Annotated in this window: 19 protein-coding genes; 3 read left to right on the top strand and 16 right to left on the bottom strand. The window is 69.4% G+C overall.

The window, feature by feature from the left end:
- Positions 1–180: 180 nt before the first annotated feature.
- From RIV12_RS07325 to RIV12_RS07310, 4 genes are all read right to left on the bottom strand, one after another.
- The gene (locus tag RIV12_RS07325; RefSeq protein ID WP_309322994.1) at positions 181–1,431 is read right to left on the bottom strand and encodes an ABC transporter permease; all 1,251 of its coding nucleotides are present in this window, start codon (positions 1,429–1,431) and stop codon (positions 181–183) included.
- On the bottom strand, positions 1,406–2,119 hold the full coding sequence (locus tag RIV12_RS07320) for an ABC transporter ATP-binding protein (RefSeq protein WP_309322993.1): 714 nt from the start codon (positions 2,117–2,119) through the stop codon (positions 1,406–1,408). Before RIV12_RS07320 ends, RIV12_RS07325 begins: the two co-directional genes overlap by 26 nt.
- The gene (locus RIV12_RS07315) at positions 2,116–3,303 is read right to left on the bottom strand and encodes an efflux RND transporter periplasmic adaptor subunit (protein WP_075417814.1); all 1,188 of its coding nucleotides are present in this window, start codon (positions 3,301–3,303) and stop codon (positions 2,116–2,118) included. The genes RIV12_RS07320 and RIV12_RS07315 overlap by 4 nt, the downstream gene beginning before the upstream one ends.
- Positions 3,304–3,382: 79 nt before the next feature.
- Entirely contained in the window at positions 3,383–3,850 is a 468-nt protein-coding gene (locus RIV12_RS07310; protein ID WP_075417813.1) for a hypothetical protein, read from the bottom strand.
- A gap of 180 nt (positions 3,851–4,030) precedes the next feature.
- Between RIV12_RS07310 and RIV12_RS07305 the strand changes: the two genes are divergently transcribed.
- Together RIV12_RS07305 and RIV12_RS07300 are read left to right on the top strand one after the other, a co-directional pair.
- A complete protein-coding gene (locus tag RIV12_RS07305) occupies positions 4,031–4,690 on the top strand; it encodes a response regulator transcription factor (RefSeq protein ID WP_075417812.1) in 660 nt (219 codons plus the stop codon).
- The gene (locus tag RIV12_RS07300) at positions 4,687–5,970 is read left to right on the top strand and encodes a HAMP domain-containing sensor histidine kinase (protein WP_178388832.1); all 1,284 of its coding nucleotides are present in this window, start codon (positions 4,687–4,689) and stop codon (positions 5,968–5,970) included. The genes RIV12_RS07305 and RIV12_RS07300 overlap by 4 nt, the downstream gene beginning before the upstream one ends.
- An 82-nt stretch (positions 5,971–6,052) precedes the next feature.
- Here the strand turns inward: RIV12_RS07300 and RIV12_RS07295 are convergent, their stop codons facing one another.
- The 8 genes from RIV12_RS07295 to dnaK form a co-directional block, all read right to left on the bottom strand.
- Positions 6,053–6,541 (bottom strand): hypothetical protein, encoded by a 489-nt coding sequence (locus RIV12_RS07295; protein ID WP_075417811.1) that lies wholly within the window; start codon positions 6,539–6,541, stop codon positions 6,053–6,055.
- A gap of 259 nt (positions 6,542–6,800) precedes the next feature.
- Positions 6,801–8,108 (bottom strand): DUF418 domain-containing protein, encoded by a 1,308-nt coding sequence (locus tag RIV12_RS07290; RefSeq protein WP_309322992.1) that lies wholly within the window; start codon positions 8,106–8,108, stop codon positions 6,801–6,803.
- 162 nt (positions 8,109–8,270) lie between these two features.
- Positions 8,271–9,674 carry a DUF418 domain-containing protein gene (locus RIV12_RS07285; RefSeq protein ID WP_309322991.1) on the bottom strand — a complete coding sequence of 468 codons (1,404 nt, stop codon included), beginning with the start codon at positions 9,672–9,674 and terminating at the stop codon, positions 8,271–8,273.
- Positions 9,675–9,800: 126 nt separating this feature from the next.
- The gene (locus RIV12_RS07280) at positions 9,801–11,228 is read right to left on the bottom strand and encodes a DUF418 domain-containing protein (RefSeq protein ID WP_309322990.1); all 1,428 of its coding nucleotides are present in this window, start codon (positions 11,226–11,228) and stop codon (positions 9,801–9,803) included.
- A gap of 129 nt (positions 11,229–11,357) precedes the next feature.
- The gene (locus RIV12_RS07275) at positions 11,358–11,864 is read right to left on the bottom strand and encodes a heat shock protein transcriptional repressor HspR (RefSeq protein ID WP_309322989.1); all 507 of its coding nucleotides are present in this window, start codon (positions 11,862–11,864) and stop codon (positions 11,358–11,360) included.
- Positions 11,861–12,898: a DnaJ C-terminal domain-containing protein gene (locus RIV12_RS07270; protein ID WP_309322988.1), complete on the bottom strand. Its 1,038-nt coding sequence runs from the start codon at positions 12,896–12,898 to the stop codon at positions 11,861–11,863. Before RIV12_RS07270 ends, RIV12_RS07275 begins: the two co-directional genes overlap by 4 nt.
- 193 nt (positions 12,899–13,091) lie before the next feature.
- Positions 13,092–13,724, bottom strand: coding sequence for a nucleotide exchange factor GrpE (locus tag RIV12_RS07265; RefSeq protein WP_075417806.1), 633 nt, complete (start codon positions 13,722–13,724; stop codon positions 13,092–13,094).
- Positions 13,721–15,586 carry a molecular chaperone DnaK gene (gene dnaK / locus RIV12_RS07260; protein WP_075417805.1) on the bottom strand — a complete coding sequence of 622 codons (1,866 nt, stop codon included), beginning with the start codon at positions 15,584–15,586 and terminating at the stop codon, positions 13,721–13,723. Before dnaK ends, RIV12_RS07265 begins: the two co-directional genes overlap by 4 nt.
- An 880-nt stretch (positions 15,587–16,466) precedes the next feature.
- Here dnaK and RIV12_RS07255 point away from each other — a divergent pair.
- Positions 16,467–16,880, top strand: a complete 414-nt coding sequence (locus tag RIV12_RS07255) for a serine/threonine protein phosphatase (RefSeq protein ID WP_309322987.1) — start codon at positions 16,467–16,469, stop codon at positions 16,878–16,880.
- A 78-nt stretch (positions 16,881–16,958) separates the two neighbouring features.
- On the opposite strand, the gene RIV12_RS07250 is transcribed toward RIV12_RS07255, so the two are convergent.
- From RIV12_RS07250 to RIV12_RS07235, 4 genes are all read right to left on the bottom strand, one after another.
- Positions 16,959–17,717, bottom strand: coding sequence for an ABC transporter ATP-binding protein (locus RIV12_RS07250; protein ID WP_075417803.1), 759 nt, complete (start codon positions 17,715–17,717; stop codon positions 16,959–16,961).
- The gene (locus RIV12_RS07245) at positions 17,714–18,889 is read right to left on the bottom strand and encodes a FecCD family ABC transporter permease (RefSeq protein ID WP_309322986.1); all 1,176 of its coding nucleotides are present in this window, start codon (positions 18,887–18,889) and stop codon (positions 17,714–17,716) included. Before RIV12_RS07245 ends, RIV12_RS07250 begins: the two co-directional genes overlap by 4 nt.
- On the bottom strand, positions 18,889–20,064 hold the full coding sequence (locus tag RIV12_RS07240) for an ABC transporter substrate-binding protein (RefSeq protein WP_309322985.1): 1,176 nt from the start codon (positions 20,062–20,064) through the stop codon (positions 18,889–18,891). The genes RIV12_RS07245 and RIV12_RS07240 overlap by 1 nt, the downstream gene beginning before the upstream one ends.
- Positions 20,065–20,243: 179 nt before the next feature.
- Complete coding sequence (locus RIV12_RS07235) at positions 20,244–21,350, bottom strand: hypothetical protein (RefSeq protein ID WP_309322984.1); 1,107 nt, start codon at positions 21,348–21,350, stop codon at positions 20,244–20,246.
- Between the last annotated feature and the right edge of the window lies 1 nt (position 21,351).

Raw genomic sequence — 21,351 nt, 5'->3', positions numbered from 1 at the left:
TCGCAGGAGTGAGGGCCCCGCACTGAACCGTGCGGGGCCCTCACGCGATCCCGGCTCACCTGGGCTCTCCCCACCTCTCTCTAGGACACCGGCCGCCACAGTCCGGCGCCACCACCGCGGGGCCCAGTTGTCTCCCACCGGGACGTCTCATCCGCCTCCCCTCGGAGTGTCGGCGCTCGCCTACTGCGCGTTGAGCGCGGCGGTCGGAGGAGTGCGGGAAGCCCGAACAGCCGGGTACACGCCGGCCAGCGCGCCGATGACGATGGTGACTCCCAGTCCCCCGGCAACGGCGATCACCGGCAGGGAGAAGGGCCAGCCGTTGGCGGCCGCCATCCCGGCAGTCACCCCGATCCCGATGACGCAGCCCAGGGCACCGCCCAGGGAGGCCAGCAGCAGTGCCTCCGTCATGAACTGCACCAGGATGTGTCCGCGCATGGCGCCCAGGGAACGTCTCAGCCCGATCTCCCGTCGGCGCTCGAGCACCGAGATGATCATTGTGTTGGCGACCCCGATGCCACCGACGAGCAGGGCGATCGAGCCCACGCCCAGGAGCAGACTGGTGAAGGCCTTGTCAGCCGCGTTCTTGGCCTCCAGCGCGTCCGAGGGGCGTGAGACCTTGACCTCGTTGGGGGCCTGCGGCGAGATCGACGGAGCGAGCACCTTGCGCACCGTGGAGACGGCTGCGTCCTGGCTGCGCGTGTAGACCGTCGTCGGCTTGGCGTCGTGCCCCAGCAGGTCGCTGGCCACGCCCTGACCGACGAGGGCGGCGTTGTTGAGCTCGGGAGCCAGCACCACCGGCTTGAGGATGCCGACCACGGTGAACCAGTTGCCTCCGATCCACACCTTGGTTCCCGGTGAGACGACACCGAGGCGCTGGGCCGCCGTCTGCCCCAGGACCGTGGCCGGGTACTTGCTGGTGGCCTCGTTGAGCCAGGCCCCCTTGTCCACCTGCCCGGCCACGACGTCGAGCAGCGACTTGTCCGCGGCCAGAGTGGTGATACCGCCGGAGGCGTTCTTGTCGATGAACGGGGAGCGGTAGACCAGCGAGTTCTTGACCAGGCCGGTGCTCGAGGCGCTCTGGACGTTGTCGATGAGCCGGACCTTGCCGACGGTGTCCTGCGGCAGGGAGGAGGAGTTGCCGAAGAGGTCCTGGCCGGCGGTGGCCGTCAGCAGGTTGGTCCCCAGGGAGTCGAGCTGTGCGGCCAGCTGGGCACGGCTGGAGGCCGAGATGCCCACCACCGAGATCATGGCGGCGATGCCGATGGCGATTCCCAGGGCGGACAGGAAGGCACGGGTGGGGCGCGCCCTGATGCCGGTGCCTCCCAGGCGCAGCACGTCGGCCAGGCGCAGCCGAGAGCGCTGGAGCCGGCGACCGGATCCGCCGGCCTGGCCGTTGCGGTCGCGGTCACGCCGGAGCGTAGACGTCGTCATGGACGATCTCCTTCTGGCTTGAGTCCCCCACGATCCGGCCGTCGCGGATGGCGATCTGCCGGGGAAGCTGGGCGGCCAGCTCGTTGTCGTGGGTGATGACAATGATCGTGGTGCCCTGAGAGTGGAGCTCGTGGAGGAGCTCGACGATCGAGGCCCCGGAGGTGGAATCGAGGTTTCCCGTGGGCTCGTCGGCCAGCAGCAGCGGGGGCTCGCCGACGACGGCCCGGGCGATGGCGACCCGCTGGCGCTCGCCACCGCTCATCTGGTGGGGGCGGTGGTCGAGCCGGTGGGCCAGGCCGACGCGTTCAAGGGCGGCCCGGGCCCGCCGGCGCCGTTCGGAGCGGGGGACCCCGCTGTAGAGCAGGCCGTCGGCGACGTTGTCGACCGCGTTGACGCCGTCCGCCAGGTGGAACTGCTGGAAGACGAAGCCGATACGGCTGGCCCGCAGGGCCGAGAGCTTGGCGTCGGACAGGGAACCGACGTCGACGCCGTCGATCTCGACAGTGCCCGCGCTGGGCCGGTCCAGGGTGCCGATGAGGTTGAGGAGCGTGGACTTGCCCGAGCCCGAGGGACCGACGATGGCGACGAACTCGCCGTAGTCGATATCCAGGCTCACGCCCGCGCAGGCGGCCACGGACGGCTCCCCGTAGGTTCGTTGCACGTCACGCAGGGACAGGATGCGGCTCATGTCTGCGGCACCACCACTCGCTGCCCCTCGGAGATGCCCTCGCCGGAGACCTCCACGCGCCCACCGGCGAACAGCCCGATGGTGACCGGCACCTTGCGGGTGGTGCCGTTGGACTCGACGATCTCAACGCCGTACTGGTCAGTGCTCAGGGCCAGCAGGGCCCCGACCGGCACCGACAGGACGCCCGTCCGCTTCTCGCTGGGCAGGTCGACGGTGACGGAGACCTCCTGGAAGTTGGCGGTCGCCGAGGCGTCGGCGAGGGTGACGGTGACGGGGATGACCCGTTCCTTGGAGTCGCTGGACCCGGAGCCGGAACCGGAGCCGGATCCCGATCCGGAGCCGGAGGACTTCTCGGTGGGCGTGCCCACGGAGGTGATCTTCCCGGTGGTGGTCTTGGCGTCGGGCAGCTTGATGGTCACGGCGGTGCCGACGACGGCGAGCTTCTGGTCGGAGAGCTTGACGTTGGCGTCGACCACCTGGGTGGTGGAGGTGACGTCGTAGAGCTCGGTGTCGGCAGCGACCCGGTCCCCCAGCCGGGCGGTGACCGTCCCCACGCGCAGGTCCCCGGAGGTGAAGACCACGCGTCCCAGTGGGATGGTCCCGGTCTGGGGCAGGTCGAGCTCCTTCTGCCACTTCATGATGGCGCTGGTGGTGGCCCAGCTGAAGTGGTCGTCGGGCTCGTAGTCGAAGTACCCCAGGTCCCTCAGGGCCGTCTCGAGCTGGCGAATGTCCTCGCCGTCCTCCATGCCGGCCTCGAAGCTGCGCCAGGCGGGCAAGTTGCCACGCATGAGGTAGGCGGTCTCGGTACCCGTGCGGTAGAGGACGTCGCCCTGGGTCAGGACGGTCCCGGAGGCGGGCACCTGGATGAGAACGCCCTCGAAGCCCGACTTGAACTTGCGCGAGTCGGAGTAGCGCAGGGTACCGGTCACGGAGGTGTGCCCCTGGAGGTCCCCCTTGGTGATGGTGTCGGTGGCTCCGCTGAAGGTCGACGTCGTCGGCTTGGCCTTGGCCGCGAAGGGGCCCGACTTGGAGGCGAAGGCGCCTGCGCCCGCGCCCGCGGCCAGGACCGCGGCGGCCCCCATGGCCAGGAAGGCCCGGCGTCGGGTGCGGTGCACCGTGCCCGGCTTGTCCGCGGTACCGGTCGAGCCGCCGTCGGCCTGAGTGGAGGTGGTGGTCTGATCCATGTGTATGCCTGTCTGAGTGTGTCTGCGCGGCGGCCCGGTCGCGCGGGCCTGTGGTCTGTCGGCACCCGGGGGCGCCGCGTTACTTGTTCCCGATCTGGGAGAAGCACTTGTTCATGACGTCCTGGGGGATGTCGCCGTTGAGCTGGATGCCCTTGCCGGGCTCGGGGTCGGGGATGTCGTAGCCCTCCTTGCGCAGGCACTCGGTGGCCTTGACCAGGTCCTGCTGCGTCTCGGGCTTGGCAAGGTCCTCGGTGCCCGGGGCGGGGCCCACGGTCTGCTCGCACTCCTGGGCGGCCTTGTTGGCGGCCTCGGTGTCGGGGAACTGCATGTTGCCGTTGGAGTCGGGATCGGAGACGTCGATGCCCTTGTCCCGCATGCACTTGGCCATCTTGAGCAGGTACTCGTCGCCGCTGGTGGCTGAGGCGGAGGCGGCCGAGTCCGTCTTCGAGCCCTGGGAGCATCCGGTCATGAGTCCGACGGCGCACACGGCGCAGGTCAGTACCGTGGCGGCGCGGGCGACGATCCGGGTGTTGAGGGGCTTCTTCATGGGAGAGGGTCCTTTCGGCTCACGTGGGTCGGGGTGCGGTGACGCCCGTTCGTTCGGGGAACAGCCAACCGGGAGCGGTGTTGCCACGAGGTTCACGATTTCGCTTATGTTGTGGCAACACGAGGGCTGGTTCGCTCATAGAACCGGCTGCATACACCACAGCGAAGGAGACACAGGGCTATGCGCGTACTCATCGTGGAGGATGAGGAGTACCTGGCCGAGGCCATCGCCACCGGGCTACGGCGCGAGGCGATGGCCGTCGACGTCGTCGGCGACGGGGCCAGCGCCCTGGAGCAGGTGGCGATCAACGACTACGACATCATCGTCCTGGACCGGGACCTGCCGGTCATCCACGGCGACGAGGTCTGCCGCCGGGTGGTCGCCGAGCACCCGAGCACACGGGTTCTCATGCTCACCGCGTCCCGGACGCTGGACGCGCGCGTGGGCGGTTTCGAGCTCGGGGCGGACGACTACCTCACCAAGCCCTTCGAGTTCCCCGAGCTGGTGGCTCGGCTGCGGGCCCTGGGGCGACGCAGTCAGCCGGCCCGCACCCCGGTCATCGAGGCCCACGGGGTGCGTCTGGACCCCTTCCGCCGGGAGGTCTACCGCGACGGGCGCTTCATTCACCTGAGCCCCAAGGAGTTCGCGGTCCTCCAGGTCCTCATGGAGGCCGAGGGCGGGGTCCTCAGCGCTGAGACGCTGCTGGAGAAGGCCTGGGACGCCAACGCCGACCCCTTCACCAACTCCACGCGGGTGACGATCTCCCACCTGCGTCGCAAGCTCGGTGAGCCGCGGGTGATCCAGACGGTCCCCGGTGCGGGCTACAGGTTCAGCGCATGAGTGGGCAGGGGGCTCAGGCGACCCGGGCCGACGACGCGGCGCAGCACGGCGCCGACAGCGGGTCCCGTGACGCCCGCGATGCCCATGAGGCCCGACCGGGTCGCACGGAGCGCTTGCGTCGTGCTCAGCACCTGAGTATCCGGGCACGCCTGACCCTGACCTACGCCGGGATGGTGACGGCCGCCGGCGTGGTCCTCATCGCCCTGGTCTACTTCTACACGCGCTACGTCACGCTCAGTATCGAGATCGGTGGTCCGGTCGGGGAGACCGCCGCCGTACCGGCCTCGCAGGTCGGCGAGGCCGCCAAGGTGGATACGAACCTGTTCGATCTGCTCAGCAGCATCATGCGCTCGGCCGTCGGCGCGCTAGCGCTGCTCGTTGTTCTCTCCGGGACCGTCGGCTGGATCCTGGCGGGGCGGATGCTGCAGCCGCTGTCCTCGATGAATGCGGCGGCCAAGCGCGCCGCCTCGGGCGACCTCAGCCAGCGGCTGGACCTGTCCGGCCCTCGCGACGAGATCCACGACCTGGCGGACACCTTCGACAACATGCTGGCCTCCCTGGAGCGCTCCTTCTCCGTCCACCGCCGGTTCGCGGCCAACGCCTCCCACGAGCTGCGCACACCCCTGGCCACCACGCAGACGATGATCGACGTCGCCCTGTCCGACCCGCAGGCCTCGACCGAGGACCTGCGCCGGGTGCTGACCCGGGTGCTGGAGACGAATCGCGCCAACCGGGAGACGATCGACGCCCTGCTGGACCTGGCCGACGCCCAGTCCGGGAAGCTGGCCCACGAGGAGGTGGACATGGAGGCGACGGTCCGTGACGCCCTGGGCCTCATCGCCCCGGAGATCGCCGAGAGGGACCTGCGCGTCTCCTCCCACCTGCGGCCCGTCCAGGTGCCGGGCGACCCGGTCCTCCTGCGCCAGAGCGTCTCCAACCTCCTGCGCAATGCGGCCCGGTACAACGTCGAGGGCGGCCGGATCACGGTGGACATGGCACGCCTGGACGGGGCCGTCCGGCTGACGATCCGCAACGACGGCCCCGTCGTACCGGCGGACAAGCTCGACTCGCTGCGCGAGCCCTTCGTTCGCGGTGAGGGGCGAGGACGGACCCGTGGCTCCGGACATGGGCTGGGCCTGGCGATCGTGACGGCCGTGGCCACCGCCCACGGCGGCGAGCTCCGTCTGAGTGCCAACCCGACCGGCGGACTGACGGCTGTCCTCGAGCTGCCCAGGGGCGAGGTCGAGCCCGGCTCCCGCACATCGGTCACCAACGACTAACGGCCGCCAACCGGCATGGTTGGCGGCCGTCAGGAGGCCGGCTTCGGGCACGAGGGCCACTCCGATGGAGCAGAGCGTCGAGTCAGGCCTGCTGGCTCGTCTTGGAGGAGTTGGACACCAGCTCGATGAAAAGGCGGATGATGAAGAGAACCGTGAGGAACGCCGGAGCGGAGAACAGAAGGCTCAGGACGAAGGACAGACCGTCGAAGGTGGAGCCGTCGTAGTTGCGGGGGTCGGAAAGCGCGCTGGCCACAGCACCCATCTTGCCTCCCATGTAACCGGTTCCGAGCCACCCCAGGCCGACGGCGATCGAGGCGACGATGAACACGATCCGGCTGTACTTCGTCACGAACTCCTTGGAGGTGTCGAAGAGGCTGGCGACGAGGGACTCACCTGAGGGCGCCTGAGCGAAGGGCTGCCCCGGCGCGCCGGGAGCACCAGGAGCACTGGGGGCGCCAGGGGCTCCCTGGAACTGCTGCTGGGGCGGGTAGGGCTGCCCAGAGGCCGGAGCCGAGGGGGCGGAGGGCTGCTGCTGGTAGAAGGGCTGACCGGGGTTGGGGGGCTGAGTCATGAGGACTGTTCGCTTCCTTCAGAGTTGGGGACGCAGGCAGGCTACCGCGTCTCCGAAGCCCTGTGAAACGAACAGGTCAACCCTCACATTCTGCGAGGCGACTCACAGTCCTCAGGACATGGCGCGACGACACGCCCTGAAGGCGGCCATCGGGCCGTTCCACCGTACGGATTCCCGGAAGGGCGCGAGGACAGGGAGCCACCGGGGCCACGGGGAAGCCCTCCCCATTGCCCTGAGCGCCAACCTGTGCGCAGGCTTGTCAACGCGCCAGATCGTAGATGGCGGAGGTGCCGACCGGACATGCCTGGGTCGGAGGAGCCGGCACCCCACGCCTGCGCTCGCTGCGGGCCACGGCGGTGCGCAGCAGGGTCTCGAAGGGACCGGCGTGAGCGCCGCGCTCCAGGGCCGCGCACAGGCCGACCGTCACCAGCCAGACCCCCAAGGCGATCCCTGCGGCCCGGGCCTCACCCAGGTGGAGCTCGATGCCGGTCAGGGCGGGCAGGGCCAGGAAGATGATGGCGAAGAGGAAGGTCTGGGAGAGGTATGCCGTCATGGAGCGGCGGCCCACATTGGAGGCCAGCCGGCGCAGGCCCGTGAGTCGGCCGTCCGGCCTCGGCCCGCCGGCGTAGAGGGCCAGCAGCGCCAGCCAACCACAGGCCCCGGCCACGCCCGTGACCGCATGAAGCGGCAGGATCCAGGCGGTCAGGGGGCCACCCGTGACCCACATGGCGAACCCGATACCGCCTGCGGCCGCGATCCCCAGACCACCCAGGCCGATGGAGACCAGGAGCCGGCGGTGGCGCTCGGGGCGGATGATGAGATCGGTATCGGCCAGGCGGGCACCGAGGAACATCGCCGGAACGATCATGGAGAGGAACATCGTTGAGATCAGGCTTCCGCCCCAGGAGACGAGACCTTGGGAGACGTAGGACACGAGCGTGTCGGTCGAGCCGCCAGCTCCCTGGTGCGAGGCCATGCCCTGGGAGGCCAGTAGGCTGCCGATGGCGAGCATGCCGGCGGTGCCGGCAACGACGATGACGGCGCAGACGACCGCGGCCCGCTTCCAGTGCTTGCGGGTGATCCACCCGGCGAAGACAACGGCTGCCAGGCCGTAGGAGCCGATGACGTCACCGGAGAACAGCACGGCGTGTACGGCGCCGAAGAGGATCATCCACAGACCCCGACGCCGCACCAGGCGACGCGCATCAACGGTGGCCTGCTCACGGGCCCAGGCCTCCTCCTGCGATGTCGGCTCACGGCCGGCCTCCACACCGGGCAGGGAGCTGAGATAGGACGTGGTGCCTGAGGCGATACGCCGGTTGACCATGGTGACCAGCCCGAAGCCGAAAAGCATCGCGAACAGCGGGTAGGCCCGCGAGTCGACCAGGAGGGAGCGCACCCACAGCCATACCGTGTCGACGGAGTCGGCGGGAGCGGAGGAGTGCGTCACGCCGGTCCAGAAGGGGATGTTGGCCAGTGCGATGAACAGGAGCATGAAGCCACGGGCCACATCCGGGGACGGATAGCGCACCCCCCGGGTGCCGGTGAACGATGTTGCGAGTTTCATGCCTTCCACGCTAGGAGGCGGCGGCCCTGGGCACCTCCCCCACCGGGGCCAACGTGAGGGGCTGATCCTCTCCTTCCCGGAGAGTGGGCCGAGCCCCGGCCCTCCTCCCGGAGGACCAGGGCTCCTCATCCTTGCGATGGCATCGGGGACCCACCTCGCAGCTCAGGCTCCCACGGGAGCCGGGGCGACGGGGACCTGCGCGCGCCGCGGGGCGGGCGGCACGACGGCGCTCGTCGGCTGCGCGAGAGGCTCGGCCGTGCGCTGGACGGGGGCCTGCTCGGCGAGCGGATTCGTGCGCCTGCGCTCGCTGCGGGCAACGGCCGTGCGCAGCAGGGACTCGAAGGGACCGGGCATGTCGAGCCGCTCGAGGCCGGCGCACAGGACCACGGTCGTCAGCCAGACCATCGCCGCCACCGCCGCGGATCCCGCCACTCCCAGCGACAGGGGCCTTCCGGTCAGCCTCGGCGCGATGACGAAGATGCCGGCGAACATGACCGTCTGGGACAGGTAGGCGGTCATGGAGCGGCGCCCCACGTTGGACAGCAGCCGCTTGAGCCCGATCAGCCGGTTGTCCGACGTCGGCCCACCGGCGTAGAGGGCCAGGACGGCGAGCCAGCCGCAGCCCCCGGCCAGGCCCAGGACCAGGACCAAGGCGGAGTCGGCCTCCCAGGACTCAGCGCTGGTGAGCGGGACGAGGATCTCGTGAAGCGCACCGAGCGCCCCCAGGGCCAGACCACCGATCCCGGCAACGGCCAGAAGACCGCGGTGGCGCTCGGGGTGGGAGATGAGGCCGGTGTCGGCCAGACGGGCACCGAGGAAGGCGGCGGGAAGAACCATCGTGGTGAAGGCCACGCCGAGGGCGAGGGAGAACCACTCACCCACGTTGGTCACGAACCAGGGCAGCGTTGACGGCACTGGGCTCGATCCCGCGGGTGCCGCGGGATCGGGACCCGCTGCGGTGGAGGCGGCCACCTCACCTCCGGGGCCCCACAGCATGGCCAGGACCACCGGCACGATCTGGAGCAGCAGAACGAGGGCGCACACCGCCAGCTGGCGCTTGTGGTGCTTGCGGGCGAACCAGCCGGCGAAGGCGACGGCGACGATGCCGTAGGCGCCGATGATCTCGGAGGGGAAGAAGACACCGTGGATGAGCCCGAACAGGACCATCCACAGGCCGCGGCGCCGCACGAGGCGACGGGCGTCAACGGTGGCCTGCTCACGGGCCTGGTCGACCTCAGCCGCAGACGGCGCCCGGAGCCCGCCAGTCAGCCGCCGGCAGTAGGCGTCGACACCCGACGCCATGCGCCGGTTGACCATGGTGGCCAGCCCGAATCCGAAGAGCAGCGCGAACAGCGGGTAGGCGCGCTCGTGAATGAGCAGGGCGTTGATGAAGGCCCAGATCCTGTCGGCGGTCGACGGCGTGAATCGACCGGTGCCGTAGCTCCAGAAGCCCACATTGGCCAGGGCGATGAGCAGGAGCATGAAGCCGCGGGCGACATCGGGAGCGGGGTAGCGAAGACCGCGGGAACCATTGAATGAGGCTGCGAAGGAAGTCGTCGTGTTCATGACTCGACCGTATGAAAACCGGTGGTTCCCCGGCGTCCGCCTTAAGCGCCGAGATCGTCTCCGTCGAAAGGCGGAGCCTCCTGCACAGCCATTCTTCCGGCGGACGGCCCGCGGGGCTGCGCCGGCTCAGGGCGTCGGCCGGGTAGCCGGCTGGGTCACCGGTGGCTCTCCCGGCTGAGCCATTGGCGGCATACCCTGCTGCATCGGCACCGGTACTCCCGGCTGCGCCCCCATCTGCATCATCGGCCACGCTCCAGGCTGCATGCCGGGCCAGACGGCGGGCGGGGGCGGCAGCGTCGCCCGCCTGCGCTCGCTGCGGGCCACGGCGGTGCGCAGCAGGGTCTCGAAAGGACCGGCGTGGCCGCCGCGCTCCAGCAGGACGCACAGGACCATGGTTGCCAGCCAGACCCCCAGGGCGATGAGGGCGGCTGCGGCCTGGCCCACCCACAGGCGCCTCCCCGTTACCAGGAGCGGGACGATGACGAAGATGGTGCCGAAGAGGATCGTCTGGCTCAGGTAGACGGTCATGGAGCGGCGGCCGACGGCGGAGGCGAGCCGGCGCAGCCCCGTCAACCGGCCGTCCGGCCTCGGCCCGCCGGCGTAAAGGGCCAGCAGTGCCAGCCAGCCGCAGGCACCGGCCAGGCCGAAGAACTCCGTGGTGGCGAAGTCCCACGGCCAAGCCGTCGCGGGCGTCACGAGCGTCAGCGCGCTGTGGAGCGCCGCGAGCGCCCCCAGTGCCAGACCGCCGAGGCCCACTGAGACGAGCAGGCGACGGTGCCGCTCCGGGTGGGCGATGAGGTCGGTGTCGGCCAGGCGGGCACCGATCACCGCAGCGGGAACGATGAGTGCGCTGAGGACCTGCACGATCAGCAGGACGAACCACTGCAGGATGTTGCTGCCGACCCAGAGCAGCGTCGCTCCGACCGAGATCGCCTGCTCCCCCTCCCCGGAGGCCGTCGGGGCGGCGCCTGCCGACAGGGCCCCCGCGGCCAGGTACGAACCAAGCGCCACCACGGAGATGATGCCCGCGATGATGTAGAGCGCCGTGTAGCTCTTGCGGGCCAGCAGGTTGGCCAGGAGGACGGCGACCAGTCCATAGGCGCCGATGATGTCACCGGAGAAGACGAGGCCGTGGACGAATCCGATCAGGAGCATCCACCAGCCACGGCGTCGCACCAGGCGGTAGGCGTCAATGGTGGCCATCTCGCGGGCCCAGGCCGCCTCGTGCGGCATCGCCTCGCGGCCGGCCCGGGCACCGGGCAAGGAGGCGAGGTATGTCTGGGTTCCGGAGTCGATGCGCCGCTTGATCATGGTCATGAGCCCGAAGCCGAAGAGCATCGCGAACAGCGGGTAGGCCCGGTGGTCCACCACCAGAGTGCGGACGAACATCCACCAGGCGTCGACGGACGACGCCGGCGACTCGGCCCCGTTCGGCATCGTGTTCCATGACGGAACGTTGGCCACGGCGATGAGCAGCAGCATGAAGCCACGGGCCACGTCAGGGGCGGGGTATCGCAAGCCCCGAGGACCGGTGAAGGAGGTTGTCATCCGCATGCGCAGGACCTTACGACCGGCGAAAGACGGGCTGCATCCGCCCGGAGAATGATGCGCGAGGGGTGGGCCGCCTTCCGCCGCACCGGTCGAAGAGCTCAGTGCCGCATCACTGCCCGCGTCCGGTACCCGTCAGTGCCACCGGCGCATGGGCACGAGAGCGGTACTCACAGCACCCGCGGTGCCCGCCGCCGCGGCGGTGCGTCCACGCCCCGTCCCGGGGCGGCGCTCTGCGGGTCCACGGCCTTGGCGACCGGGGGCGACGACCTGGACCTCGCCGTCGGCTGCCGCAGCGAAGATCCGCTGGACGACGGCCTCACGGCTGCGCATGCGGGCGTTGTCTGCCTCCAGCTCCTCGACGCGGGACTCCAGGGCGAGGATGCGGCGGATGCCCTCGAGGTTGATGCCCTCCTGGGACAGGGACTGGATGCGGCGCAGGCGCTCGACGTCGCGATGGGAGTAGCGCCGGCCCCGCCCGCGGGTCCGGGCGGGGCTGACCAGTCCGAGCCGGTCGTACTGGCGCAGGGTCTGGGGGTGCATCCCGGCCAGCTCGGCCGCCACCGAGACCACGTAGACCGCGCGCTCGGCCGCGTCGTCGGCCAGGTACCCCAAGCCCTGCCCCGCACGATGCCGGCTCACTTCGCCGCCTCCTCCATGAGGGTGGCCCGCGGGTCGGTGTCACCCATGGCCTCATCGAAGGCCTCGAGCGCCTCCTTGGCAGCCTTGGAGAGCTTCTTGGGGACGGCCACCTGGATGGTCACCAGCAGGTCGCCGGTCTTCTTCCGGGTGGTGGCGCCCTTGCCGCGCAGGCGCATGACGGTGCCCGAGGACGTGCCGGGCTTGATCTTGATCTTGGAGGTACCGCCATCGAGCAGCGGGACCTCAACCGTGGCGCCCAGGGCGGCCTCGCGCAGAGTGACCGGAAGGTCCATGCGCAGGTTGGCGCCGTCGACCGGGTCGACGGAGTACACGGGGTGCTTCTTGATGTTGATGGTCACCACCATGTCACCGTTCTCGCCGCCGTTCAGGCCGGCTCGCCCCTTGCCGCGCAGACGGATCTTCTGGCCGTCGCGCACGCCCGCCGGGATGCGGACCTTCATGGTGCGCCCGTCCGCGGTGAGCTCCACGGTGGTGCCGGCAACGGCGTCGCGCAGGTCCAGCGTGGCCGAGGTCAGGACGTCGGCGCCCTTCTGCGGCTGGGGCTGGGAGCCGAAACCGCCGAAGCCGAAGGGGCCGGGGCGGCCACCGGAGCGGGTCGGGCTGGGGGTGCCGCCGAACATGCGCAGCAGGTCGTCGAGGTCGGGCTGTGCGCCGCCGGCTCCGCCGGTCTCGAAGCGCACGCCCCCGCCCTGGCCGCCGAACATGGAGGAGAGAATGTCCTCGAAGCCGGCGCCGCCGGCCCCTCCCGGGCCGCCGGCCTGGAAACGGGCACCGCCTCCGGCCATGGAACGGATCGCGTCGTACTGCTTGCGCTCGGCCTCGTCGGACAGGACGGCGTAGGCCTCCCCGATCTCCTTGAACTTCTCCGCCGCTACGACGTCATCAGGGTTGCGGTCGGGGTGGTACTTCTTCGCTAGCGTGCGGTAGGCCTTCTTGATTGCGGCGGCGTCGGCGTCCTTACTCACGCCGAGGACCGCGTAGAAGTCCTTGGTCATCCAGTCCTGACTGGCCATAGTCGCGTCACCGCCTCCTTATCTGGGTGATCGTGGGGGTTTCCTTACTGAAGCTGAAGATGAGGGTGGGACGTCGCCGTGGCCCTGGGGCCTCGGGAGTCCTGGTGCACCTCCCGTCCGACGGCGGACCCGGACCCGCCAGACGCGCTGGCTCGGGTCCGCCGTCGGGCCGGGGTGAGTGGTGCGGTGGGTATCAGGCCGGGTTGGCGACCTGGACGCGGGCGGCGCGCACGACGCGCTCACCCAGGCGGTATCCGGGCTGGAGGACCGTGGCGATGGTGGGCTCGGTGACCTCGCTGGACTCGGTGGCCATGAGGGCCTCGTGCAGCGTGGGGTCGAAGACCTCGCCCACGGCGCCGAAGCGCTCCAGGGAGTACTTCTCGGCCAGGATCGTCTCGAGCTTGCCGGCCGTGGTCTCGAAGGTGCCGGTCAGGTCGCCGTGCTGGCGGGCCAGCTCGATCTCGTCGAGGACCGGGATGAGGGCCTCGACGACGCCGGCGGCACCGGCGTCCCGGTGGGAGGCCGCACCCTCGCGGGAGCGGCGCACGAACCCCTGGTACTCCTGCTGGAGGTTGTAGAGGTCCGCCCGGGCCCGGGCCAGGTCGTCGGCCGCCTGAGCGGCCTGGGCCTGAGCCTGGGCCAGGGGGTCCTCCCCCGCCGCCTCCTCATCGGAGGCGGCGTCGACCTGGCCGGCCTCGCCCTCGGCAGAGCCCTGGGCGAGCTCCTCACGGACGTCGTCGGGCACCTCCTCGAAGGCCGATTCGACGGCCGCCTGGAGCTCGGGGTCGATGCCCTCGTTCTCGGGGGTGGGGCCGGCCGAGGTCACTTGGAGTCCTCCTCGTCCACGATCTCGGCGTCCACGATGTCCTCGTCGTCGGAGGACGCGGCCCCGGCTGAGGAGGCGGAGCCGGAGGCGTCACCCGCGGCCTGGGCGGCGGCGTCGGCCTGGTAGAGGGCCTCGCCGACCTTCTGGGCCACCGAGCTCAGCTTCTCCTGAGCGGTCTTGATCGGCTCGATGTCGTCGCCCTCGAGGGCCTTCTTGAGGTCGGCGACGGCCTCGGAGACCTCGGAGTGGACGTCCTCGGGCAGCTTGTCCTTGTTGTCCTTGAGGAGCTTGTCGATGGAGTAGGCCTGCTGCTCGGCGGAGTTGCGGGTCTCGGCGTCCTCGCGGCGCTTCTTGTCCTCCTCGGCGTGGGCCTCGGCCTCCTTGACCATGCGGTCGATGTCCTCCTTGGGCAGGGCGGAGCCGCCGGAGATGGTCATGGACTGCTCCTTGCCGGTGCCGCGGTCCTTGGCCGAGACGTGGACGATGCCGTTGGCGTCGATGTCGAAGGAGACCTCGATCTGGGGCACGCCGCGGGGGGCCGGGGCGATGCCGGTCAGCTCGAAGGTGCCCAGCGGCTTGTTGTCCCGGGCGAACTCGCGCTCGCCCTGGTAGACCTGGATGAGCACGGAGGGCTGGTTGTCCTCGGCGGTGGAGAAGACCTCGGAGCGCTTGGTCGGGATGGCCGTGTTGCGCTCGATGAGCTTGGTCATGACCCCGCCCTTGGTCTCGATGCCCAGGGACAGGGGCGTGACGTCGATGAGTAGGACGTCGCTGCGGTCGCCCTGGATGACGCCGGCCTGGAGGGCCGCGCCGACGGCGACGACCTCGTCGGGGTTGACGCCCTTGTTGGGGTCACGGCCGGTCAGCTCGCGCACCACGTCGGCGACGGCGGGCATGCGGGTGGAGCCGCCCACGAGGACCACGTGGTCGATGTCGGAGACCTTGACCCCGGCGTCCTTGATGACGTTGTGGAAGGGGATCTTGGTGCGCTCGAGCAGGTCCGCGGTCATCTCCTGGAAGTTGGAGCGGGTGAGCTTCTCATCGAGGTGGATGGGGCCGGACTCGCTCATGGAGAGGTACTGCAGGTTGATGTTCGTGGAGGTCGCCGAGGACAGCTCCTTCTTGGCCTGCTCGGCGGCGTCCCTGAGGCGCTGCATGGCGATCTTGTCCTTGGACAGGTCCACGCCGTCCTTGCTCTTGACCTGCTTGACCAGCCACTCGACGACGCGGGCGTCCCAGTCGTCGCCGCCCAGGCGGTTGTCACCGTTGGTGGCGCGCACCTGGATGGTGGAGAAGCCGTCCTCGTCCTTGCCGACCTCGAGCAGGGAGACGTCGAAGGTACCGCCACCGAGGTCGAAGACGAGGATGAGCTCGTCCTCCTTGCCCTTGTCCAGGCCGTAGGCCAGGGCCGCGGCGGTGGGCTCGTTGACGATGCGGTCCACGGTCAGGCCCGCGATGGTACCGGCCTCCTTGGTGGCCTGGCGCTCGGCGTCGTTGAAGTAGGCCGGGACGGTGATGACCGCGTTGGTGACGGGCTCACCCAGGTAGGCCTCGGCGTCGGCCTTGAGCTTGGCCAGGATGCGGGCGCTGATCTCCTGGGCGGTGTACTTCTTGTCGTCGATCTCGACGGACCAGTCGGTGCCCATGTGGCGCTTGACCGAGGAGATGGTGCGGTCGACGTTGGTGACCGCCTGGCGCTTGGCGATCTCGCCGACGAGGATCTCGCCGGACTTGGAGAACGCGACGACGGACGGGGTGGTGCGGCCGCCTTCGGCGTTGGGGATGATGGTGGGCTCGCCACCCTCGAGGACGGCGATAGCAGAGTTGGTGGTACCCAGGTCGATACCGACAGCGCGTGCCATGTGGTGTGCTCCTTGTGCTTGCTTGGTTGATGTCTGCAGTGAGGGCCGGGAGGTCCGGCGCCTTCAGGTTGAGTCGTATGCACTCAGGATTGTGATTGAGTCAGGCTCTGTCAACTTGACTGCATACAACCTTGAGTCTGACTGGCTCAACCTTGGCTGGCCGCAGTCCATTCCCGGACTTGATAGTGACCTATAACACACACACGGCATCGCAAGCCACCGGCCGCGTGAAGCACCCGCTCACGGCAGCGCGGCGAACGGTTCCAGCTACGCCAGAGCAGCACACCCACCGGCCGCACACCGGGAACTGCGATACCCGGCGAGGACTGCGATTTCCTGCAGATGACTGAGGTCCCACCCGCGAGTTCTGTGGGAGAACGCAGTCCTCGTCGCGAAAGTACGTTCTCGATCAGCCCACCCAGCCCCGCACACTGCCGAAAGTGTCATGATTGACGACTTTTCAGAGTCAACCAGCCTGGCACGCATGAGCGCCCCGCTCGACGCCGATGTCAGCCAACACATCTGCGGCATCCGCACGCTCACCGGGCGGTCAAACCTGCGGCAACCACCAGCGCTACCCCGGGAGCACAACCCTCGACCACACAGCACATCACAAGTTACCTTGGATCTGAGGACGATCCGATCATTGCCAGATCGGCGCTGAAGCACGGCCTGAGCGAGGCTGACATCCTTGATGCCATCAGAGGTGCTCGGGACGCTGGGATGTCCTGGACAGTTATTGGAAATATGGTCGGAACCTCCGGCGAGGCCGCCCGTCAGCGCTATCAGCCACTCGTGGCTTGAGGACGATCCGACCACGTCGGAAGCGACAGGCCTGCGCTGACGTAGCGGCGTTCATCGGCCCGGTAGCCTGGCACGCATGAGCGCCCCGCCACTGGAAGGCCTGCCCGATCCTGAGGACGTCTTCGATCATCTGCGTCGCGAGGACGGCGAGCACGTGGGCTATATCGAGATGAGTGCGGACGGTCGGTTCATCCCTTACGACCGGTTGTGGGTCCAGCGAGGCGAGGCCATGGAGCTCGATGAGGCCGAGGCGGTCCTGGATGCGATCGGTCTGCGACTTCTGGCGGAGGACTGGCTCCTTGAGGAGGAGGATCCGCTCACGGGCGAGGAGAGCCGGGCACGGGTCAGGATTCGCGAGATCCACCGGGACCGCGTCATCGTTGCCAGGGCGATGGAGGACCTGTCGGCCACCGGCATCGCCAAGTCCGTGGACCTCATTGGCGCCATCGAACTGCCTCTTCCGACGACTCGGCTGCGCTCAGCCTCCTGAGCGCAGCCAGGACGGTGAGGAACGTGGCGGGGAAGACCCCCTCATGCGACGCCGGAACGCCTGACGGCAGGCCCCCGCTCAAGCCCCCTGCTCGGCCTCGGGGGCGACCATGACGTGGTCGCCGTCGGGCACGATCCGCACCCGCAGCCCGTAGACCTCGGCAAGGATGTCGGGCTGAAGCACCTCGGCGGGCGGCCCCTCGGCGAGGATCGTCCCGCCCGCAAGGATGGCGAGGCGGTCGCAGAAGCGGGCCGCCAGGTTGAGGTCGTGCAGGGCGACGACGGCGAGGCGCCCGGTGTCCCGGTGACAGATCCGCCGCACGTGGGAGAGCACCGAGACCTGGCGGCGCAGGTCGAGGGCGGAGGTGGGCTCGTCGAGCAGGATGAGCCCGGGCTCGCGCACGAGCGTCTGGGCCAGGGCGATGAGCTGGCGCTGGCCACCGGAGAGCTGGCCCAGTGGGCGGTCGGCCAGCTCGGCCACCCCGAGCTCGTCCAGAGCATTCCAGGCCAGGTCGATGTCGGCCCGGCTCGTGTGCCAGGTCATCCCGCGCCGCGAGGCGGTGAGCACCGACTCCAGGGCGGTCAGGGCGGCGTCGCCGGGCAGGCCCTGCGGCATGTAGCCGATCATGCCGCGCAGGTCGTGGCCCCGGCGACCCTCGAAGGTCACCTCCCCCAGGTAGCGGCGCAGCTGGGCCACGCAGGTGACCAGGGTGGACTTGCCGGCGCCGTTGGGGCCGAGCAGCCCCACCGTCTGGCCCGTCTCCCAGGTGGCGTCGACACCCTTGAGGACGGCCCGCCTGCCGTAAGAGAAGGTGAGGTTGTCCAGTGTCAGGCTCATGAACCGCTCCTGACCACCGAACGCTGGTGTCCGAAGATGATGGTGAGGAACACCGGCACACCCACCAGGGCGGTCAGGATGCCGACCGGCACCGCGACACCCGGCACGATGACCTGGCTGGCGGCGTGGGCGGCGGTCAGCAGGGTGGCGCCGCACAGGATGGAGGCGGGCACGAGGAAACGCTGGTCCTCCCCCACCAGGCCGCGGGCCATGTGCGGTCCCACGAGTCCCACGAATCCGATGATCCCCACGAAGGCCACGGACAGGGCGGCCAGCAGCGAGACCCCGACCAGGGTCCACGCGCGCAGGCGCGCCACGTTGATGCCCATGGCCGCGGCGCGCGCCTCCCCCAGGGTGATGGCGGTCAGCCGCCAGCCGTTGACCCAGAAGACGGGCGTGGCCACGAGCAGGGCCACCGAGACGGTGGCCACGGCCGGCCAGGTGGCGCGCATGAGGGAGCCCATCGACCAGAAGACGATCTGCTGCAGGCTCTCGGTGGAGGCCCGGTACTGCACGAGCGCCAGGAGCGCCTGGCAGCTGAAGACCAGGGCGATGCCCAGCAGGATCGTCATCTCCTTGGTCACCGAGGGCAGCCTCGAGACCATCGCGATGGTGAGGGAGGCCGCCAGTCCCGCCGTCATCGCCACGATCGGCAGAGTGGCGCCGGTGGCCACAGGCAGCACGAGGCCCGTGACGATGGCCAGCGCCGCCCCCAGGGCGGAGGCCGCCGAGATCCCCAGGGTGAAGGGCTCGGCCAGCGGGTTGTCGAGGATCGTCTGCATCTGCACGCCGGCCAGGGACAGCGCCCCGCCCACCAGGACCGCCAGGAGCGCCGGCGGCAGGCGCAGGTTGATGACGATGTTGGCGACCCACGGGTCGTAGTCGGCGTAGAGGAGGGAGCCGAGCACCTGGGCCGGGCTGAACCCCAGCGGCCCCACCATGAGGGCCACGAGGAAGACGACCAGGAGCAGGGTGGCCAGCCCCATCAGCATCGCAAGACGCCGCACGGTTCGACGGCGGTAGGCGGCGTAGGCCGACGCCGCCGTGTCCGTAGGCGCACCGGCCCGCCCGTCAGCCTCCGTCACCGACGCCGCACCGCCCGGTACCTGAGCGGTATCGGACTGGTGCGCTGCGACGTCGTCGGAAGGAGCCGTGACGTTGGAGGCTCCCATCAGATGGCGGCGAAGAAGACGCCCTCGGCCTTCCAGGGCATGTACTGCTCGTGGAAGTCCTTCCAGACCTTGGCGGGGTCGATGTCGGAGAAGGCCTCGGGGTTCTGCCACTTGGCGAAGGTGAGGTAGGCGATGAAGTTGTAGGGGGCGTCGTAGAACTGGTGGTAGATGCCGTAGACGTGCCTGTCGGTGAAGGCCTGGATCTTGTCGTAGCCGGGCTGGTTCTTCAGCTGCTCCAGGCTGGCCTTGGCGGAGGCCTCGTCGGCCTTGTAACCGAGGTGGACGTAGCTGGTCTGGGCGGTGTCCTTGATCTTCTGCTGCTGCCACTCGCCGCCGGTGGCGATGATGTTCTTGGGGTTGGAGGCGATGACCTGCTCAGGGGTGAGCACCCCCTCCTCGCCGGACAGGAGACTGTCGGCGATGTTGGTGCCGCCGGTGGCGGTGACGATCGCGCCGAGGTTCGCGGTGGAGTAGGTGGAGCCCGGGTCGTTGACGCCCGGGCCGCGCCACAGGAAAGTGGTGGGCTTGGAGCTCAGGGACTTCACCTTCGCCACGATCGGGTCGACCTGCTTCTTGTAGAACGCGACGAAGGCCTCGGCCTCCTTGCGCTTGTCGAAGATGGCGCCCATGAGGGTGACCGAGGGGACGGTGTTCTTGACCGGGTCGCGGCGGAAGTCGGTGACGACGTAGGTGATCTTCTGGCCGTCCAGCTTCTCGAGGTAGCCCTTCTCCTTGGCGGAGTTGTAGGCGTCCAGAGTCATGACGAAGACGTCGGGCTTGTGGCTCACCAGAGTCTCGATGGGCAGGCCGTCCTTGGCGATGTTGCCGATCTTCGGCAGCTCGGCGGCCTTGGGGGCGACGGAGAGGACCTTCTCATAGAAGTCGGGCGCGGCCTTCTGAAGGTCCTCGCCCCAGGCGACCACCTTGTCAACGGGGTTGGTCTTGTTGAGGAAGGCCAGGGAGTAGACGTGGCGGGACTCGCTCAGGACGATTCTCTTGGGCTGGGCGCTGAAGGTGACCTTGCGGCCGACGATGTCGGTGACCTCGAAACCGCCGTTGCTGGAGGCGCCCGAGGAGGCGCCGGCGCTGGAGCCCTTGCCGGCGCGGGAGGCGACTCCACAGCTGGCAAGGACGGCGGTGAGCGGGAGGGCCATGAGCAGAGTACGACGGCGCATAGAAGTCCTTCGGTGACGCGCGAACGGAGACGAACCACCCAGAACCTTAGGGCAACCTCAGTTAATTTGCCAAGTTAGTCGATCTAATTTTAGTAAGGTCGAACAACTGACATGGGGGACACATGGAGGTTGGCACAGCGGAGCTGACAGCGACGAGCCTCGAAGGCCCTGTGAGGCTGCTACGGCACGAGCGCATGGACGGCTATGACGGCGAGCAGCGCGGCGACCGAAGGGAGGTACTTGCGCGGGTGACGCATGACGTCACGTTCGGACTTCCAGCCCGTCAGCGGCCGGTAGACCTCCAGGAGGACCGCGGTCGTCGCCCCGGCGAGTGAGGCTGCCACTCCGGCTGCAACCGCCTCCGCAAGACCGCCTCCGAGCCAGACGATCAGTGCGCCCACGAGACAGTTGGACGCCGCGTACAACAGTGTGAGGTCTCTGGCGTAGGCCATGAAGACCCGCCTCGATCCGGGCGCGGCCAGCACCACCGCGCGAGTGCTGGGATAACGGGAGAAGTAGGCGTTCAGTGGCGTGTTGACGACGACGAAGGCCATGGGCAGCGGGATCGTCATGCCTCGACCGGCCATGGTGAATGTGAAGAGCATGGCGATCACGAGTGCGGCCAGGGTGTTGACCTGCGTGGTGCGCACGGTGGCCAGCTCACCCAGGACCAGGCTGCGGCGGCCACCCCGGACGGTTCCCACCTGTGTGCGGCGCGCTCGCAGATCTCGGGAACGCGCCATCGCAGTCAGAGCGCAGGCCGCGAAGAGGAGGGCCGAGGCCGCGGGCGCGAGCCACCAGAGGAGTGTCCCGACGACGAGAGCCCCAGCGGCCGTCCAGCGCAGGCCGGCCCGCTCCCCCGCCCACAGGATCAGCCCCAGCGACGAGGCTCCGAGCCCGACGACGATCATCTCCACGGCCGTCGTCGCAGTAATGCCCATTCCGGGACTCCGGCCACTTCCTCCGCCACCGGCGAGCAGGACGAACAGGACGATGGGCACGACCGCCTCCAGCAGGACGACGGCGTTGACCACGAGGCAGGTGGCCCGGGCGAGCTCGTCGCGCCGGAGAGGGAAGCGGGCCAGGTCGTCCCAGCGCCCGGAGCCGATCCAGGTCGAGGCGATGGTGGCCGTCAGGCCGACGGCGGCCATGACAAGTCCGGTGACCGCGACGCGCGGGTTGACGCGGAGGTCGGTCGACGCCCCGAACCAAGCGGCCAGGGCGCACAGAATGGCGGCGCCCAGGACGCTCTGGCGCCCCACGAACTGCCCCGTCACCGCCTTCACG

The sequence above is a fragment of the Actinomyces stomatis genome, from assembly GCF_031292835.1.
Lineage (GTDB): Bacteria > Actinomycetota > Actinomycetes > Actinomycetales > Actinomycetaceae > Actinomyces > Actinomyces stomatis.
This window is presented reverse-complemented; position numbering and strand designations above follow the sequence as displayed.